The following is a 17,557-nucleotide window of genomic DNA, read 5'->3' on the forward strand; positions in this document are numbered from 1 at the left end:
AAAATATTGTCTAAAAAAATTGTGACACTTGCAGGAGACGGAATTGGACCAGAAATTATGTCAGCTGGTTTAAGTATTTTAAAAGCTGTCAGTAAAAAAATTGATTTTGAGTATGAATTAGAAGCCAAAGATTTTGGAGGAATTGCAATTGATAAGCATGGTCATCCTTTACCAGAAGAAACTTTGCAAGCAGTTAAAAATGCTGACGCAATCTTGCTCGCTGCAATTGGTCATCCTAAATACAACAATGCAAAAGTTAGACCAGAACAAGGGCTGCTTGCTTTACGGAAAAAATTAGGACTGTATGCTAATGTTCGTCCATTAAAAATTTATCCGGCTTTAAAAAAACTTTCTCCCATCCGAAATGTTGAAAATGTTGATTTCCTAGTGATTCGCGAACTGACAGGGGGAATCTATTTCGGTCAACATGAATTGGCAGATGATAAAGCACGAGATGTCAATGATTATTCTGCTGATGAAATAAGAAGAATTCTTCATTTTGCTTTCAAAAGTGCTCAAAGTCGACCCAGAAAATTACTGACTTCGGTTGATAAACAAAATGTCCTTGCAACTTCTAAATTATGGCGAAAAATGGCTGATGAAATTGCTGACGAATATCCTGATGTACGATTAGAGCACCAATTGGTCGATTCTTGTGCGATGTTACTGATTACTAATCCGCAACAATTTGATGTGATAGTCACTGAAAATCTATTTGGTGATATTCTCTCTGATGAAGCAAGTAGTTTGGCCGGTAGCTTAGGAGTGATGCCTTCGAGTTCGCATGGATTTAACGGTTTAGCACTCTATGAGCCAATTCATGGTTCGGCACCAGATATTGCAGGAAAAGGAATTGCGAACCCTGTTTCGATGATTCTATCAATTGCCATGATGCTAAGAGAATCTTTTGGGCAAGAAGAGGGGGCTGCGATGATTGAGAAAGCCGTAACCCAAACTTTTACTGACGGAATTTTGACTAAAGATTTAGGTGGGACTGCAACAACTAAAGAAATGACAGAAGCAATCCTGAAAAATTGTCAGTAAAATGCGATTGAGCAATGAATATTTTAGTTGCAGACAAAAGAACCGTTAACAAATTTGATAATTTTGTCAGTAAATATTACTGACAAAAAGTACAAAATTACTGACAGAATTTGTCAGAATAAATTTTTAAAAAAGGAAATAAAAAAATGTCAGGTAAAACAATATTTGATAAACTTTGGGATCAGCATGTGATTGCTGGAAATGAGGGAGAACCTCAACTGCTTTATATTGACCTTCATGTTATTCATGAGGTTACGAGTCCGCAAGCATTTCAGGGCTTACGTGAAGCAGGACGTCGTGTTCGGAGAAAAGATTTGACATACGGAACTCTTGACCACAATGTTCCAACACAAGATATTTTTAATATTCAAGATTTGATTTCTAAAAAACAAATTGATACTTTTACTAAAAATGTCAAAGAATTTGATGTTCCAGCGGAGACTCATGGTGGAAAAGGACAAGGAATTGTTCACATGGTAGCACCTGAATCTGGCAGAACTCAACCGGGGAAAACAATTGTTTGTGGCGATAGTCATACCGCAACAAATGGAGCATTTGGTGCAATTGCTTTTGGAATTGGTACAAGTGAAGTTGAACATGTTCTTGCAACTCAAACCATTTGGCAAGTTAAACCCAAGCGTATGAAAATTGAATTTCAAGGTCATCCACAAAAAGGAATTTATAGCAAAGACTTTATCCTCGCATTAATTGCTAAATATGGTGTGGATGCAGGTGTAGGTTATGCGGTTGAATATAGTGGGGATGCTATCAGTGATTTAAGCATGGAAGAACGGATGACAATCTGTAACATGTCAATTGAATTTGGGGCAAAAATTGGCCTGATGAATCCTGATGAAAAAACTTATGACTATGTCAAAGGGCGTGAACATGCACCTAAAAACTTTGATGAAGCTGTCAGTAAATGGGAAAAACTTGTCAGTGATTCTGATGCACAATACGATAAGATTTTAAGTCTTGATGTCAGCCAGTTGAAACCAATGGTGACATGGGGAACAAATCCCGGAATGGGCCTAGAATTTGGCGAAAAGTTTCCGGAAATTAACAATGATTTGAACTATGAACGTGCTTATCAGTACATGGATTTAAAGCCAGGCCAAACCGCTTCTGACATAGATTTAGGCTATATTTTCATTGGTTCTTGTACGAATGCTAGACTTGGTGATTTAGAAGAAGCTGCAAAAATTATTGGAGACAGACATATTGCTGATGGACTGACAGGAATTGTCGTCCCTGGAAGCAGACCTGTGAAAGAAGCGGCTGAAGCACAAGGGCTTGATAAAATTTTTAAAGAAGCTGGTTTTGAATGGCGGGAACCGGGTTGCTCAGCCTGTCTTGGAATGAATCCTGACCAAATTCCAGAATACGTTCATTGTGCTTCAACCTCTAATCGAAATTTTGAAGGTCGTCAAGGACATAATGCAAGAACGCACCTGTGCTCTCCAGCTATGGCTGCTGCCGCCGCAATCGCTGGTAAATTTGTAGATGTTAGAACGCTCGTAACAGATTAGTCTGTAGAAAGAAAAAAAAGATGGAAAAATTCACGATTTACAAAGGGACAAGTGTTCCAGTCATGAACGATAATATTGACACAGACCAAATTATTCCTAAACAATTTTTGAAAGCAATCGACAAAAAGGGCTTTGGGAAAAATTTATTTTATGAATGGCGTTATCTCAAAGATTACGATGAGAATCCTGATTTTATTTTGAATGCTCCAAAATACAAAAAAGCTTCTGTGTTAATTTCAGGAGATAATTTTGGTTCGGGTTCTTCAAGAGAACATGCGGCGTGGGCCTTATCAGATTACGGATTTCGGGCAATTATTGCTGGCTCTTACTCAGATATTTTTTATAATAATGCTTTAAAAAATGGCCTGTTGCCAATTAAACAACCAAGAGAAGTTCTAAATCAACTGACAAAACTGTCAAGTCAAGAAGAAATTACAATTGATTTACCCCGTCAGCTAATCATCACAAGCCTTGGTGACTTTCATTTTGAGATTGACCCCATTTGGAAAGACAAATTAATTAATGGCTTAGATGATATTGGAATAACTTTGCAATATGAAGAAGCAATCTCAGCTTACGAACAAAAAAATCAATAAGAGCGAGCCTAAAATGACAATTATTAATTTAAAGAATGTAAATCTTACTCGAAATAAAAAAGAAATTCTTAAAGATATTACTTGGAAAGTAAATCCCGGCGAAAATTGGGTTATTCTGGGCCTCAACGGCTCTGGAAAATCAAGTCTTTTGAAATTGATTTTAGCAGAAGAATGGAAAACTTCTGGCGAAATCACTGTTTTAAATACTCAATTTGGAAATGGAGAGATTCCAAAGTTGAGAAAAAGAATCAGCGTAGTTGGCTCATTTATTGCTGAAAGATTTCAACCAAATATTAAGGCTGAAAACCTTGTTTATACTGGGAAATTTAATTCGAGCATGCTCTATAAACCTTACACAGATCAGGAACTTGATGAGGCACGTCAGCTTTTAAGACAAATGGGCGCAAAATCACTTATTGGCCGAAATTATGCCAGCCTTTCTCAAGGGGAAAAGCAAGTTCTTCTTATTGCTAGGAGCTTAATTTTAAAGCCTGAGCTTTTAATTTTGGACGAAGCAACGAACGGTTTAGATTTATTTGCTAAAGAAAAATTATTAAAGCAACTGCAGCAGATTAATCAATTAAAAACCGCACCAACACTCATTTATATTTCTCATCATCCCGATGAAATCACTGATATTTTTACTCACCTTTTACTTTTAAGAGAAGGAAAAGTGGTTCAATCAGGGAAAAAAGAAAACTTATTAAATGAAAAGATACTTACTGATTTTTATCAAGAAAAAGTAGAAGTTCACCGTTTTGAGCAGAAATATTTTGTAATTCCTGCTAACTGAGAAAGGAAAGCAAAAGTATTTTATAGACTATATAGAATATTCTGACAAATTATTGTATTTTCATTTTTTTAGTGATAAAATAGCTCTATGTAAATTTACGGGGAGGTCAAAAAGATAACATATGGAATTCAAATATAACGGAAAAGTTGAATCAGTGGAACTTAATAAATATTCTAAGACATTGACTCAAGATCCAACACAGCCAGCGACTCAAGCGATGTACTACGGCATTGGTTTTAAAGATGAGGACTTCAAAAAAGCTCAGGTCGGAATCGTCAGCATGGATTGGGACGGAAATCCATGTAATATGCACTTGGGAACACTTGGGAGTAAAATCAAAAGTTCTGTCAACCAAACGGACGGATTGATTGGACTTCAATTTCATACAATTGGAGTTTCTGATGGAATTGCCAACGGAAAGCTTGGCATGAGATATTCTTTGGTCAGTCGTGAAGTGATTGCTGACAGCATCGAAACCAACGCTGGCGCAGAATATTATGATGCCATCGTTGCCATTCCTGGTTGTGATAAAAATATGCCAGGGTCAATTATCGGAATGGCTCGCTTAAATCGTCCGTCAATTATGGTCTATGGTGGAACGATTGAACATGGTGAATATAAAGGTGAAAAATTAAATATTGTTTCGGCCTTTGAAGCTCTGGGACAAAAAATCACTGGAATTATTTCTGATGAAGATTATCATGGCGTCATTTGTAATGCCATTCCAGGACAAGGTGCTTGCGGAGGAATGTACACTGCCAATACCCTGGCTGCCGCTATTGAAACTTTAGGAATGAGTTTACCTTATTCCTCTTCCAATCCAGCAGTCAGTCAAGAAAAACAAGAAGAGTGTGATGAAATTGGTTTAGCCATCAAAAATTTATTAGAAAAAGATATTAAACCAAGTGATATCATGACCAAAGAAGCTTTTGAAAATGCCATAACAATTGTCATGGTCCTTGGAGGCTCAACCAATGCTGTGCTTCATATCATTGCAATGGCAAATGCTATAGGTGTAGAAATTACGCAAGATGATTTCCAACGAATTTCAGATATTACCCCTGTTCTTGGCGATTTCAAACCGAGCGGAAAATATATGATGGAAGATTTGCACAAGATTGGTGGCCTACCCGCTGTTTTGAAATACCTACTTAAAGAAGGCAAACTTCATGGTGATTGTTTGACCGTCACAGGTAAAACTTTGGCTGAAAATGTTGAAACAGCATTAGATTTGGACTTTGACAGTCAAGATATTATGCGACCACTAAAAAATCCAATTAAAGCTACTGGACATTTACAAATTTTGTACGGTAATCTTGCCCAAGGGGGTTCTGTTGCAAAAATTTCTGGTAAAGAAGGCGAATTTTTCAAAGGAACTGCTCGTGTTTTTGACGGAGAACAACACTTTATCGATGGAATTGAGTCTGGCCGATTGCATGCCGGTGATGTTGCGGTCATTAGAAATATTGGCCCAGTCGGAGGTCCGGGAATGCCAGAGATGTTAAAACCAACTTCAGCATTAATTGGAGCAGGACTTGGAAAATCTTGTGCCCTAATTACTGACGGAAGATTTTCTGGTGGCACACACGGCTTTGTTGTGGGGCATATCGTTCCTGAAGCAGTTGAAGGTGGGTTGATTGGTTTAGTTGAAGATGATGATATTATCGAAATTGATGCAGTGAATAATAGTATTAGTTTAAAAGTTTCTGATGAAGAAATTGCTAAACGACGTGCCAATTATCAAAAACCAGCCCCTAAAGCAACGCGTGGTGTCCTTGCAAAATTTGCCAAACTTACACGCCCCGCTAGTGAAGGTTGCGTTACAGATTTATAGAAAGGCTTGAATGAAAAAAATAAAGTTAGAAAAACCTACTTCCGGTTCCCAACTTGTTCTCCAAACCTTAAAAGAACTTGGAGTAGAAATTATTTTTGGTTATCCTGGTGGGGCCATGCTTCCCTTGTATGATGCGATTCATAATTTTGAAGGAATTCAACATATTTTAGCCCGTCATGAGCAAGGAGCAACGCATGAAGCCGAAGGTTACGCTAAATCGTCTGGTAAAGTTGGTGTCGTCGTTGTTACGTCTGGACCAGGAGCGACTAATGCAGTAACCGGAATTGCTGACGCTTATCTTGATTCAGTCCCATTGTTAGTTTTCACAGGTCAAGTTGGACGTCAGTCAATTGGTAAAGATGCTTTTCAAGAAGCAGATACTGTTGGAATTACAGCCCCAATTACAAAATATAATTATCAAATTAGGGAAACCGCAGATATTCCAAGAATTGTTACAGAAGCCTATTATTTGGCAAGGACAGGACGTCCTGGACCAGTAGAAATTGATTTACCAAAAGATGTTTCCACCCTTGAAGCCACTGAAATTAATGACCCAAGCTTGAATCTTCCTCATTATCATGAAAGTGAAAGAGCGACTGATAAACAATTGCAAGAATTACTGACAGAACTTTCTGTCAGTAAAAAACCAGTCATTATTGCTGGCGGAGGAATTAATTATTCTGGCTCAGTTGATATCTTCAGAGCATTTGTCGAAAAATATCAAATTCCAGTCGTCTCTACATTACTTGGCTTAGGAACATTACCAATCAGCCACGAATTGCAACTAGGAATGGCAGGAATGCACGGTTCATACGCTGCAAATATGGCTTTAGTTGAGGCTGACTATATTATTAATTTGGGATCACGTTTTGACGATAGAGTTGTATCCAATCCTGCAAAATTTGCTAAAAATGCTGTCGTTGCTCATATTGATATTGACGCTGCTGAACTTGGCAAAATTGTAAAAACCGATATTCCAATCCTTTCTGATTTGAAAGTGGCTTTAAGCAGACTTTTGCAATTAAATAAGGTCAAGACTGATTTTAATGATTGGATTAAAACTGTCATTGAAAATAAAGAGAAAGCACCATTTACTTATGAGCCACAAAACCATGATATCCGCCCACAGGAAACAATTAAATTAATTGGAGAATACACCCAAGGAGATGCAATTATTGTGACCGATGTCGGCCAACATCAAATGTGGGTGGCGCAATATTATCCTTATAAAAATGCAAGGCAACTGATTACTTCCGGGGGAATGGGAACGATGGGCTTTGGCATTCCTGCAGCAATCGGTGCAAAGCTGGCACAACCAAATAAAAATGTCATTGTTTTTGTTGGCGATGGTGGCTTTCAAATGACTAATCAAGAATTAGCATTACTTAATGGCTACGGTATTGCAATCAAAGTTGTTCTGATCAATAATCATTCATTGGGAATGGTACGTCAATGGCAAGAATCATTCTACCAAGAGCGACGTTCACAATCCGTTTTTGATGTTGAACCCAATTTTCAATTGTTAGCCGAAGCTTATGGCATCAAACATGTTAAGTTAGATAATCCAAAAACTTTGGCTGAAGATTTAAAGATTATTACTGAAGATGAGCCAATGCTTATTGAAGTTCTAATTTCAAAATCTGAACATGTTTTACCAATGATACCAGCTGGATTACACAATGACGAAATGATTGGTCTTTGTTTTACTGATGAGAATGAGGAGGTAGATAATGCGTAGAATGATTATCGCAAAACTTCATAATGTAACAGGAATTATGAATCGATTTACCGCCGTTCTCAATCGAAGGCAAGTGAATATTCTTTCAATTACCGCTGGAGTTACTGAAAGTCAAGACTTAACTCATACCACTTTTGTTATTGAAGTTGATCATCTTGATGAAGTAGAACAAATCATTAAACAATTAAATCGCTTAATCGACGTGATTGAAGTAGCTGATATTACAGATTTGCCTCATGTAGAACGTGAAGTCGTCTTGATTAAAGTATCAGCTCCACCGACCATTAGGGCAGAAATTTTTACAATGATTGAGCCTTTTAGAGTAAATGTAGTTGATGTCAATCTGGAAAATGTCACCATTCAATTAACGGGCGATTCAGCAAAAATCGAAGCACTTATTGATGTTGTTAGCCCTTACGGCATTCTAAATATGGCTCGGACAGGTAGTGCAGGCTTCGAGCGTGGCTAAATTTAAATAAGTTAATAAATAAATAGAAAAATAGAGGAAACAAAAATGGCAGTTACAATGTATTATGAAGATGATGTAGAAGTATCAGCACTTGCTGGAAAGCAAATTGCAGTAATCGGTTATGGTTCACAAGGACATGCTCACGCACAGAATTTGCGTGATTCTGGTCACAACGTTATCATTGGTGTGCGCCACGGAAAATCTTTTGATAAAGCAAAAGAAGATGGCTTTGAAACATTTGAAGTAGGAGAAGCAGTAGCTAAAGCTGATGTTATTATGGTTTTGGCGCCAGATGAACTTCAACAATCCATTTATGAAGAGGACATCAAACCAAACTTGAAAGCAGGTTCAGCACTTGGTTTTGCTCACGGATTTAATATCCATTTTGGCTATATTAAAGTACCAGAAGACGTTGACGTCTTTATGGTTGCACCTAAGGCTCCAGGTCACCTTGTCCGTCGGACTTATACTGAAGGTTTTGGTACACCAGCTTTGTTTGTTTCACACCAAAATGCAAGTGGTCATGCGCGTGAAATCGCAATGGATTGGGCCAAAGGAATTGGTTGTGCTCGAGTGGGAATTATTGAAACAACCTTTAAAGAAGAAACAGAAGAAGATTTGTTTGGAGAACAAGCTGTTCTATGTGGAGGTTTGACAGCACTTGTTGAAGCCGGTTTTGAAACACTGACAGAAGCTGGATACGCTGGCGAATTGGCTTACTTTGAAGTTTTGCACGAAATGAAATTGATTGTTGACCTCATGTATGAAGGTGGGTTTACTAAAATGCGTCAATCCATCTCAAATACTGCTGAGTTTGGCGATTATGTGACTGGTCCACGGATTATTACTGACGAAGTTAAAAAGAATATGAAGCTTGTTTTGGCTGATATTCAGTCTGGAAAATTTGCTCAAGATTTCGTTGATGACTTCAAAGCGGGGCGTCCAAAATTAACAGCCTATCGCGAAGCGGCTAAAAATCTTGAAATTGAAAAAATTGGGGCAGAACTACGTAAAGCAATGCCATTCACACAATCTGGTGATGACGATGCCTTTAAAATCTATCAGTAATTTCTCTTATTGATTGAACAAAAACATAAAAGCATTTTATGGAGGAATGACATAAATGATAAGTGCCAAAGAGGTTGAAGATGCCTATGACTTGTTAAAAGCAGTTGTCACTAAAACACCTTTACAATTAGACCCTTACCTTTCCAATAAATATCAAGCAAATATTTACTTAAAAGAAGAAAACTTACAGAAAGTTCGTTCTTTTAAATTACGAGGAGCTTATTATTCTATCAGTAAATTATCTGATGAGCAACGCTCTAAAGGAGTGGTTTGTGCCTCCGCAGGAAATCATGCACAAGGAGTTGCTTTTGCTGCAAATCAATTAAATATTTCTGCGACAATTTTCATGCCCGTTACTACACCTAATCAAAAAATTTCACAAGTTAAATTTTTTGGCGAAAGACATGTAACAATTCGTTTAATTGGTGATACTTTTGATGAATCAGCCAGGGCAGCAAAAGCATTTTCTCAAGATAATGACAAACCATTTATAGACCCTTTTGATGATGAAAATGTAATTGCTGGTCAAGGGACAGTGGCTTTAGAAATTTTTGCGCAAGCTAAAAAACAAGGAATAAGTTTAGATAAGATTTTTGTACAGATTGGTGGAGGGGGTTTAATTGCAGGAATTACCGCCTACAGTAAGGAACGTTATCCAAAGACTGAAATTATAGGAGTTGAAGCAAAAGGAGCAACAAGTATGAAAGCTGCCTACTCTGCTGGTCAGCCCGTCACCTTGGAACACATCGATAAATTTGCTGACGGAATTGCGGTTGCGACTGTCGGTCAGAAAACTTACCAAATTATTAACGACAAAGTGAAACAATTGCTTGCGGTTGATGAAGGTTTAATTTCTCAAACCATACTCGAATTGTATTCAAAATTAGGAGTTGTCGCCGAGCCAGCAGGTGCAACATCTGTCGCCGCACTTGAACTTATTAAAGATGAAATCAAGGGTAAAAATATTGTCTGTATCATCAGCGGCGGAAATAATGATATTAGTCGAATGCAAGAAATTGAAGAAAGAGCTTTGGTTTATGAAGGTCTAAAACATTATTTTGTCATTAACTTTCCTCAAAGACCAGGAGCCTTACGAACTTTTGTCAGTGATATTTTAGGGCCAAATGATGATATTACCCGATTTGAGTACATCAAAAGGGCTGATAAAGGTAAAGGGCCTTGTCTTGTTGGAATTTTACTTTCAGATGCTAGTGATTATGATTCATTGATTGATCGGATTGAAAGATTTGATAATCGTTATGTTAACTTACATGGAAATGATAGTTTATACGAACTTTTGGTCTAACTAACCAATTGGTTTAAGCCATTTTCTAGTTTCAATTCTCTTTAAATCACTAGAAATTTGATATAATTTAATTAATAAATTATTTAAATTTAATGAGATAGAAAAGAGAAATATCATGACAGAAATCACACAACTTTTTCAATATAATACCCTTGGAGCTTTAATGGCAGGCCTTTACGAGGGGACAATGACAATTGGTGAACTTCTGAAACATGGTGATTTAGGAATTGGAACTTTAGATTCTGTTGATGGAGAATTGATTGTTTTGGACGGCAAAGCCTACCAAGCTAAAGGTGATAAAACTATCGTCGAATTAACTGATGACATCAAAGTTCCTTATGCTGCAGTTGTTCCCCATCAGGCAGAGGTAGTTTTTAAACAGAAATTCACGGCCAGTGATAAGGAATTAGAAGACCGAATTGAAAGCTATTTTGACGGGCAAAACTTATTTCGCTCAATCAAAATAACTGGTGAGTTTCCAAAAATGCACGTTCGTATGATTCCACGGGCAAAATCAGGGACAAGATTTGTAGAAGTTTCACAAAATCAACCCGAATACACTGAAGAAAACGTCAAAGGAACAATTGTTGGGATTTGGACTCCAGAAATGTTTCATGGTGTGAGTGTTGCTGGTTATCATCTCCATTTTATTAGTGAAGATTTTACTTTTGGTGGACATGTCCTTGATTTTATTATTGATAATGGTACTGTTGAAATTGGCGCAATTGACCAATTGAACCAATCATTCCCCGTTCAAGATCGCAAATTCTTGTTTGCTGACCTTGATATTGAAGCACTAAAAAAAGATATCGATGTAGCTGAATGATAATCACTAGATTTCTTTAGCTATATTAAAGGAGAAATCTATGAAAATTATTGCAACATCAGATGCACCAGCCGCTATTGGTCCTTATGTTCAAGGCAAAATTGTCAATGGTTTACTCTATGCATCAGGCCAAATTCCGTTGAATCCATTGAATGGAGAGATTGTTGGAGATAGCATTGAGATTCAAACCGAACAGGTGATGAAAAATATTTCTGCTATTTTGAAAGAAGCACATTCTGATTTTGACTTAGTCATCAAAACAACATGTTTCTTGAAAAATATTGAAGATTTTTCACGGTTTAATGCAATTTATTCAAAGTTTTTTGATAAGGAATTCCCAGCGCGTTCCGCTGTTGGAGTCGCAGGATTACCTAAAAGTGTTCTTATTGAAATAGAAGTCATTGCAGAAGTTAAATCCTAAAATTAAAACATATTAGCTATAAAAATTACTGACAAAATTTCTGTCAGTAATTTTTTTGGTTACAAGTCAGTCTTTTTTACGTATAGAAAATTATAAGCCAATTTTAAAATTGCTGACAAAGCTGTCAGTAAAAAATGGAGGAATTATGATAACAAATTTTGATTTATATCGTTGGAAAAAAGCTGGCATGACCAATTTAGGAGTAAATAAACTTTTAAAATTTTTTCATAGATATGATAAAAAAATAAGTTTAAGACAAATGGGACAAGTAGCACAACTTAAATCAATTCCCAACTTTATTGAACAATATAAAAATCAAGATGTAAGTAAACTGAGAGAAGAGTATAAAATATACCCTTCATTTTCTCTTCTTGATGAAATTTATCCCGAAAGGCTCAAGGAAATTTACAATCCACCGGTTCTATTATTTTATCAAGGAGATATAAGACTCTTAAAAACTCCTAAATTAGCTTTTGTTGGTAGTCGACAAGCAAGCTCACAAGGAATTAAAGCCGTTCAAAAAATTGTGACAGAGTTGAACCAAAATTTTACGATTGTCAGCGGACTAGCTAAAGGAATTGATACAGCAAGTCATCTTTCTGCCATTAAAAATAAAATCCCTACAATTGCAGTTATCGGTACAGGCTTAGATATCTTTTATCCTTTAGAAAATCGAAAAATTCAAGAATATCTTGCTAAAAACCAACTAATTCTATCAGAATATTCAGTCGGAGAAAAACCACTTCGCTATCATTTTCCTGAACGCAATCGTATCATTGCGGGACTTTCACATGGTGTAGTAGTGATAGAAGCAAAGTTACGAAGCGGTAGTTTAATTACTTGCGAGCGCGCTCTGGAAGAAGGAAGAGATATTTTCGCTGTACCAGGAAACATAGCAGATGGATTTTCAGATGGCTGTAATCATCTAATTCAACAAGGAGCAAAATTAATCTATCAAGCCCAAGATATCTTAGAAGAATATTTGTATGATTAAAAAAACCCTTTATCACCTTGCACCACAAGACTTAAGTCGGTTTTTATAGTACAAAAAAATATCAAGTTCTACTATAAGAAAACTAAATAACTTGACATATTGAAGAAAAGCATTTATTATGAGAGAGTGAATTTAATGTAAATAAGAGCATTAACACCTCTTAAACTATTATTTTACTTCCACATTCGATATATACCTCTATGAATTAAGATACAATAACTAAAAGATAGTGGATACCAAAAAGAATAAATAGGAAAAATTATGCCAACTTCAACTAAAAGTAAAACAAAAACAACTACAAAGAAAAAAACAACACGAAAAAGAGTCACTCCAGGTAAAAATCTGGTTATTGTAGAATCGCCAGCAAAAGCTAAAACAATTGAAAAATATTTAGGTCGAAACTACAAAGTTGTGGCTTCAGTAGGTCATATTCGTGATTTGAAAAAATCAACCATGTCTGTTGATATAGAGAATGACTATGAACCTCAATATATTAATATTCGTGGGAAAGCCCCATTAATCAACTCTCTCAAAAAAGAAGCAAAGGCTGCCAAAGCCGTCTATCTCGCAAGTGACCCGGACCGTGAAGGTGAAGCAATTTCTTGGCACTTAGCACATATCTTAAATCTTCCACTTGAAGAAAAAAATCGAGTGGTCTTTAATGAAATCACTAAAGATGCTGTTAAAAATGCCTTTAAGGAACCTCGTCAAATTGATGTGGACCTAGTTGATGCCCAACAAGCACGCCGAGTTCTTGACCGTTTGGTGGGTTATTCAATTAGTCCTATTCTATGGAAAAAAGTCAAAAAAGGACTCTCAGCAGGTCGAGTTCAATCTATTGCCTTAAAACTAATTGTTGACCGCGAGAATGAAATTAATGCTTTTATTCCAGAAGAGTATTGGTCAATTGATGGTGAATTTAAAAAAGGAACTAAAAAATTCAAAGCGTCCTTCTGGGGAATTGACGGAAAAAAACATCCTTTAAAAACCAATGAAGATGTCATCAAAGTCATGGAACGTTTAGACGGTCCTGATTTTAACGTAGATAAAGTTGAAAAGAAAGAACGTCGCAGAAACGCTCCTCTTCCTTATACAACTAGCTCAATGCAACAAGACGCGGCTAATAAACTTAACTTTCGTACCCGTAAAACAATGATGGTTGCTCAACAACTCTATGAAGGTCTTACGTTAGGAAGCCAGGGGCATCAAGGTTTAATTACCTATATGCGTACAGACTCAACACGTATTTCTCCTGTCGCACAAAGTGCAGCTCACAATTATATTGCTGATCAATTTGGAGAAAAATATAGTAAACACGGTTCAAAAGTTAAAAATGCCTCTGGAGCTCAAGATGCCCACGAAGCAATTCGTCCTTCAAATGTTTTTAACACTCCAGACGCTATTGCTAAATATCTAGACAAAGATCAATTAAAACTTTACACACTCATCTGGAATCGTTTCGTTGCCAGTCAAATGGTCGCAGCTATTTTTGATACTGTTAAAGTAAATCTGTCTCAAAATGGTGTTATCTTTATTGCCAATGGTTCACAAGTGAAATTTGACGGTTATCTGCGAATCTACAATGATTCTGATAAATCAAATATGCTCCCAGAGATGGAAGAAAATGAAACTGTCAAAAAAGCGAATGTTAAACCAGAACAACATTTCACTCAACCACCAGCTAGATATTCCGAAGCAACACTCATCAAGACATTGGAAGAAAATGGAGTGGGACGTCCCTCAACTTATGCCCCTACACTAGAAACAATTCAAAAACGTTATTATGTGAGATTGTCAGCAAAACGTTTTGAACCTACAGAGCTTGGAGAAATTGTCAATAAGCTTATTGTTGAGTTCTTCCCTAACATTGTAAACACTGAATTTACAGCTGAAATGGAAAAAGATCTTGATGAAGTTGAAGAAGGAAAACGTCAATGGATTGAGGTTGTTGACCAATTTTACAAACCCTTTGCAAAAGAACTTGAAAATGCCGAAGAGGGTATGGAAAAAATTCAAATCAAGGATGAACCTGCTGGCTTTGACTGTGATGTTTGTGGAAGTCCGATGGTAATTAAGTTGGGACGTTTTGGAAAATTTTACGCTTGTAGCAACTTCCCAGATTGCCGAAACACCAAAGCAATTGTCAAAGAAATAGGCGTAAAATGTCCACTTTGCCATGAAGGAAATATTATTGAACGCAAAACAAAGAAAAATAGAATTTTCTATGGTTGTGATCGTTACCCAGACTGTGAATTCACAAGTTGGGACAAACCTATCGGACGTGATTGTCCTAAATCTGGACATTTTCTTGTTGAAAAGAAAGTTCGTGGTGGCGGTAAACAAGTGGTATGTTCAAATGATGAATGTGATTATCAAGAAGAAAAACAAAAATAAAAGGCGCTTCCGCGCTTTTTTATTATATTAATCAATGGAAAAATTTACTAAATTTAGATATAATTGGGACTATGAAAAAAACACATATTAACGTTATTGGAGCGGGACTTGCTGGTTCTGAAGCTGCTTATCAAATTGCTAAGCGTGGCATTCCCGTTAAACTATACGAAATGCGAGGCGTTAAACAAACCCCTCAACACAAAACAGATAAATTTGCTGAACTAGTCTGTTCAAATTCTCTTCGTGGAGCTGCAATCACTAACGCGGTTGGTCTCTTAAAAGAAGAAATGAGAAGACTTGATTCTGTAATTATCAAGGCAGCGGAAGTGACTCAAGTACCTGCTGGAGGAGCCTTAGCTGTTGATAGAGAAGGTTTCTCTGATTTTGTCACAAGAGAAGTTTCTAACCATCCATTGGTTGAAGTAATTCGTGAAGAAATTATTGATCTTCCAGAAGATGAAATTACAATTATTGCTACTGGACCTCTAACTTCAGATAAATTAGCAGAAAAAATTCATGAATTTAACGGTGCGGATGGCTTTTATTTTTATGATGCAGCAGCACCAATTATTGACGCCAACTCGATTAATTTTGATAAAGTCTATAAAAAATCTCGATATGATAAAGGTGAGGCTGACTATATCAACTGTCCAATGACCAAGGAAGAATTTCAAGCCTTTCAAGAAGCTTTAATTTCTGCTGAAGAAGCTCCTTTAAACTCTTTTGAAGATTTAAAAGTCTTTGAAGGTTGTATGCCTATTGAAGAAATGGCCAAACGTGGTTATAAAACGATGCTATTTGGCCCGATGAAACCTGTTGGATTGGAATATCCTGAAGATTATAAAGGACCCAGAGACGGTGATTTTAAGACTCCCTATGCAGTTGTTCAACTTCGCCAAGATAATGCTTCCGCATCTTTGTACAATATCGTAGGATTTCAAACTCATTTAAAATGGGGAGAACAAAAACGAGTTTTCCAAATGATTCCAGGTCTTGAAAATGCTGAATTCGTTCGTTATGGAGTCATGCATCGTAATTCTTACATGGATTCTCCAAATCTTCTTAAACAAACCTTCCAATCTCGCAAACAAGAGAATCTGTTCTTTGCAGGACAAATGACAGGAGTAGAGGGCTATGTAGAATCAGCTGCTTCTGGTTTAGTTGCTGGGATTAATGCTGTTAAACTCTTTAATGACGAAGAAGTAGTTATATTCCCAAAAACAACGGCAATTGGAAGTTTACCTTACTACATCACCCATACCGACAGCAAACATTTTCAACCAATGAATGTAACCTTCGGAATTGTTGAAGAATTAGAAGGCCCACGAATTCGTGATAAAAAAGAACGTTATACTAAGGTAGCAGAGCGTGCATTAAATAGCTTAACAGACATTATTTCAAAAGATAATCTATAACAAATAAAAAAACACTTGATTCAAATTCCAAGTGTTTTTTTATTTGTTATAGATTATCTAGAGCATTTTTTTGTTCTTCATTGATAATATGAGTATAAAGGTCTGTAACTTGAGTTGAAGCATGCCCTAACTGATTGCTCACCAATACTTGAGAATTTGTTTGAGCATAAAGTCGAGTCGCAAGTGTATGTCTAAGTTTGTGAGGGGTCACTCGTACTTTAAAAGCTTGAGAATATTTAGCAACTAATTTTTCAACACTAGAAGGATCTATTCGGCTAGGAACATCTCTATAAAGCGTCACAAAGAATGCCGTATCTTTCGCTGTGGTCTTATAACGTTGACTTCGTACTTCCAAGTATCTTTCAAAATAAGTTTTGGCAAAAGGAGCATAAGGAACAGCATCCCTTTTTCCTCCTTTACGAGTCACCTCAACAACCATAGTAATAAGATTTAAATCTCTTAAATCTACATTAACTGCCTCAGAAAGACGAATACCAGAGGCTAAAATAAGTGCAATAATTGCTAAATCACGTTCTTTATTTTTGAAAAAACTAGAACGAGCTCTATTTGATAATGTTTTTTCGTATTCATTATCAATATAGTCAAGAAAACCTTGAGTTTCATCTCCCAAAAAAAGCTTCCCTTTAATATTCTCAGCACGAGAAGCTAAAGTTTCGGATTTTTTCTTAGTCTGTACCTTCTTCATAACATTGCGATAGAAGTAAGGCTCACCATCTTCATTTTCAACCTCTTCAGTAAGGTATTTATAAAGACTAGAAAGAGCAGATAGAGTACGATTAATTGTTGTTTGACTTACCCCATAACGGGTAGAACGCGTATTTAAACGAGGTCTCTCCCTAAGATAGAGGATGAATGACTCCAAATCTCGTTTAGTTAAGTTTTCTAAAACAGTGAGGGAAACATCAGTTATCTTATCAACATCAGCAACTCCAGAATCGACCAACCAACTAAAGAAACGTTCATATTCTTTAAGATATTCATAAAGTGTATTCAAACTATAAGGAATAGTAAGTTTAGATTGATAATATTCTAAAACATAAGAAGGCATGATATGTTTTAGTTTTTCAATATTTTGTATTAATTGTTCACGTTTCATAGATTTAAGTATA

Annotated in this window: 15 protein-coding genes; 14 read left to right on the forward strand and 1 reads right to left on the reverse strand. The window is 36.4% G+C overall.

The window, feature by feature from the left end; all coding sequences use genetic code 11:
* Positions 1 to 6: 6 nt before the first annotated feature.
* The 14 genes from leuB to trmFO all read left to right on the forward strand — a co-directional run bounded on the left by leuB (position 7) and on the right by trmFO (position 16,427).
* Positions 7 to 1,044, forward strand: a complete 1,038-nt coding sequence (leuB, locus tag AB6B24_RS03700; protein ID WP_311803386.1) for a 3-isopropylmalate dehydrogenase — start codon at positions 7 to 9, stop codon at positions 1,042 to 1,044.
* Between the two features lie 146 nt (positions 1,045 to 1,190).
* Complete coding sequence (leuC, locus tag AB6B24_RS03705) at positions 1,191 to 2,573, forward strand: 3-isopropylmalate dehydratase large subunit (RefSeq protein WP_017864490.1); 1,383 nt, start codon at positions 1,191 to 1,193, stop codon at positions 2,571 to 2,573.
* Positions 2,574 to 2,593: 20 nt separating this feature from the next.
* Complete coding sequence (gene leuD / locus AB6B24_RS03710; protein WP_311803384.1) at positions 2,594 to 3,169, forward strand: 3-isopropylmalate dehydratase small subunit; 576 nt, start codon at positions 2,594 to 2,596, stop codon at positions 3,167 to 3,169.
* 13 nt (positions 3,170 to 3,182) lie between these two features.
* Positions 3,183 to 3,962, forward strand: coding sequence for an ABC transporter ATP-binding protein (locus AB6B24_RS03715; protein WP_058203792.1), 780 nt, complete (start codon positions 3,183 to 3,185; stop codon positions 3,960 to 3,962).
* A 121-nt stretch (positions 3,963 to 4,083) separates the two neighbouring features.
* On the forward strand, positions 4,084 to 5,796 hold the full coding sequence (ilvD, locus tag AB6B24_RS03720; protein ID WP_311803382.1) for a dihydroxy-acid dehydratase: 1,713 nt from the start codon (positions 4,084 to 4,086) through the stop codon (positions 5,794 to 5,796).
* Positions 5,797 to 5,806: 10 nt separating this feature from the next.
* Positions 5,807 to 7,534, forward strand: coding sequence for an acetolactate synthase large subunit (locus AB6B24_RS03725; protein ID WP_311803380.1), 1,728 nt, complete (start codon positions 5,807 to 5,809; stop codon positions 7,532 to 7,534).
* Positions 7,527 to 8,003: an acetolactate synthase small subunit gene (ilvN, locus tag AB6B24_RS03730; RefSeq protein WP_010905839.1), complete on the forward strand. Its 477-nt coding sequence runs from the start codon at positions 7,527 to 7,529 to the stop codon at positions 8,001 to 8,003. The genes AB6B24_RS03725 and ilvN overlap by 8 nt, the downstream gene beginning before the upstream one ends.
* Before the next feature lie 45 nt (positions 8,004 to 8,048).
* Positions 8,049 to 9,071 carry a ketol-acid reductoisomerase gene (ilvC, locus tag AB6B24_RS03735; RefSeq protein WP_017864494.1) on the forward strand — a complete coding sequence of 341 codons (1,023 nt, stop codon included), beginning with the start codon at positions 8,049 to 8,051 and terminating at the stop codon, positions 9,069 to 9,071.
* A 55-nt stretch (positions 9,072 to 9,126) separates the two neighbouring features.
* Complete coding sequence (ilvA, locus tag AB6B24_RS03740; RefSeq protein ID WP_311803377.1) at positions 9,127 to 10,377, forward strand: threonine ammonia-lyase IlvA; 1,251 nt, start codon at positions 9,127 to 9,129, stop codon at positions 10,375 to 10,377.
* Positions 10,378 to 10,492: 115 nt separating this feature from the next.
* Positions 10,493 to 11,203 (forward strand): acetolactate decarboxylase, encoded by a 711-nt coding sequence (gene budA / locus AB6B24_RS03745; RefSeq protein WP_003131140.1) that lies wholly within the window; start codon positions 10,493 to 10,495, stop codon positions 11,201 to 11,203.
* 40 nt (positions 11,204 to 11,243) lie between these two features.
* On the forward strand, positions 11,244 to 11,624 hold the full coding sequence (locus tag AB6B24_RS03750) for a RidA family protein (protein ID WP_311803376.1): 381 nt from the start codon (positions 11,244 to 11,246) through the stop codon (positions 11,622 to 11,624).
* A gap of 145 nt (positions 11,625 to 11,769) precedes the next feature.
* A complete protein-coding gene (gene dprA / locus AB6B24_RS03755) occupies positions 11,770 to 12,618 on the forward strand; it encodes a DNA-processing protein DprA (RefSeq protein WP_012897825.1) in 849 nt (282 codons plus the stop codon).
* A 261-nt stretch (positions 12,619 to 12,879) separates the two neighbouring features.
* Entirely contained in the window at positions 12,880 to 15,012 is a 2,133-nt protein-coding gene (gene topA, locus AB6B24_RS03760) for a type I DNA topoisomerase (RefSeq protein WP_003131148.1), read from the forward strand.
* 71 nt (positions 15,013 to 15,083) lie between these two features.
* On the forward strand, positions 15,084 to 16,427 hold the full coding sequence (gene trmFO, locus AB6B24_RS03765; protein WP_311803373.1) for a methylenetetrahydrofolate--tRNA-(uracil(54)-C(5))-methyltransferase (FADH(2)-oxidizing) TrmFO: 1,344 nt from the start codon (positions 15,084 to 15,086) through the stop codon (positions 16,425 to 16,427).
* 46 nt (positions 16,428 to 16,473) lie between these two features.
* On the opposite strand, the gene xerS is transcribed toward trmFO, so the two are convergent.
* Positions 16,474 to 17,544, reverse strand: coding sequence for a tyrosine recombinase XerS (xerS, locus tag AB6B24_RS03770; protein ID WP_153241822.1), 1,071 nt, complete (start codon positions 17,542 to 17,544; stop codon positions 16,474 to 16,476).
* Positions 17,545 to 17,557 lie beyond the last annotated feature (13 nt).

The sequence above is a fragment of the Lactococcus sp. AK05 genome (assembly GCF_041026685.1).
GTDB classification, from domain to species: Bacteria; Bacillota; Bacilli; order Lactobacillales; family Streptococcaceae; genus Lactococcus; species Lactococcus lactis.

Bases quoted from the DNA above. Each gene is read 5' to 3' on its own strand.
- ilvC (WP_017864494.1), top strand. From the start codon at position 8,049: ATGGCAGTTACAATGTATTATGAAGATGATGTAGAAGTATCAGCACTT.
- AB6B24_RS03750 (WP_311803376.1), top strand. From the start codon at position 11,244: ATGAAAATTATTGCAACATCAGATGCACCAGCCGCTATTGGTCCTTAT.
- budA (WP_003131140.1), top strand. From the start codon at position 10,493: ATGACAGAAATCACACAACTTTTTCAATATAATACCCTTGGAGCTTTA.
- AB6B24_RS03725 (WP_311803380.1), top strand. From the start codon at position 5,807: ATGAAAAAAATAAAGTTAGAAAAACCTACTTCCGGTTCCCAACTTGTT.
- topA (WP_003131148.1), top strand. From the start codon at position 12,880: ATGCCAACTTCAACTAAAAGTAAAACAAAAACAACTACAAAGAAAAAA.
- xerS (WP_153241822.1), bottom strand. From the start codon at position 17,544: ATGAAACGTGAACAATTAATACAAAATATTGAAAAACTAAAACATATC.
- ilvA (WP_311803377.1), top strand. From the start codon at position 9,127: ATGATAAGTGCCAAAGAGGTTGAAGATGCCTATGACTTGTTAAAAGCA.
- leuD (WP_311803384.1), top strand. From the start codon at position 2,594: ATGGAAAAATTCACGATTTACAAAGGGACAAGTGTTCCAGTCATGAAC.
- dprA (WP_012897825.1), top strand. From the start codon at position 11,770: ATGATAACAAATTTTGATTTATATCGTTGGAAAAAAGCTGGCATGACC.
- trmFO (WP_311803373.1), top strand. From the start codon at position 15,084: ATGAAAAAAACACATATTAACGTTATTGGAGCGGGACTTGCTGGTTCT.
- AB6B24_RS03715 (WP_058203792.1), top strand. From the start codon at position 3,183: ATGACAATTATTAATTTAAAGAATGTAAATCTTACTCGAAATAAAAAA.
- leuC (WP_017864490.1), top strand. From the start codon at position 1,191: ATGTCAGGTAAAACAATATTTGATAAACTTTGGGATCAGCATGTGATT.
- ilvN (WP_010905839.1), top strand. From the start codon at position 7,527: ATGCGTAGAATGATTATCGCAAAACTTCATAATGTAACAGGAATTATG.
- ilvD (WP_311803382.1), top strand. From the start codon at position 4,084: ATGGAATTCAAATATAACGGAAAAGTTGAATCAGTGGAACTTAATAAA.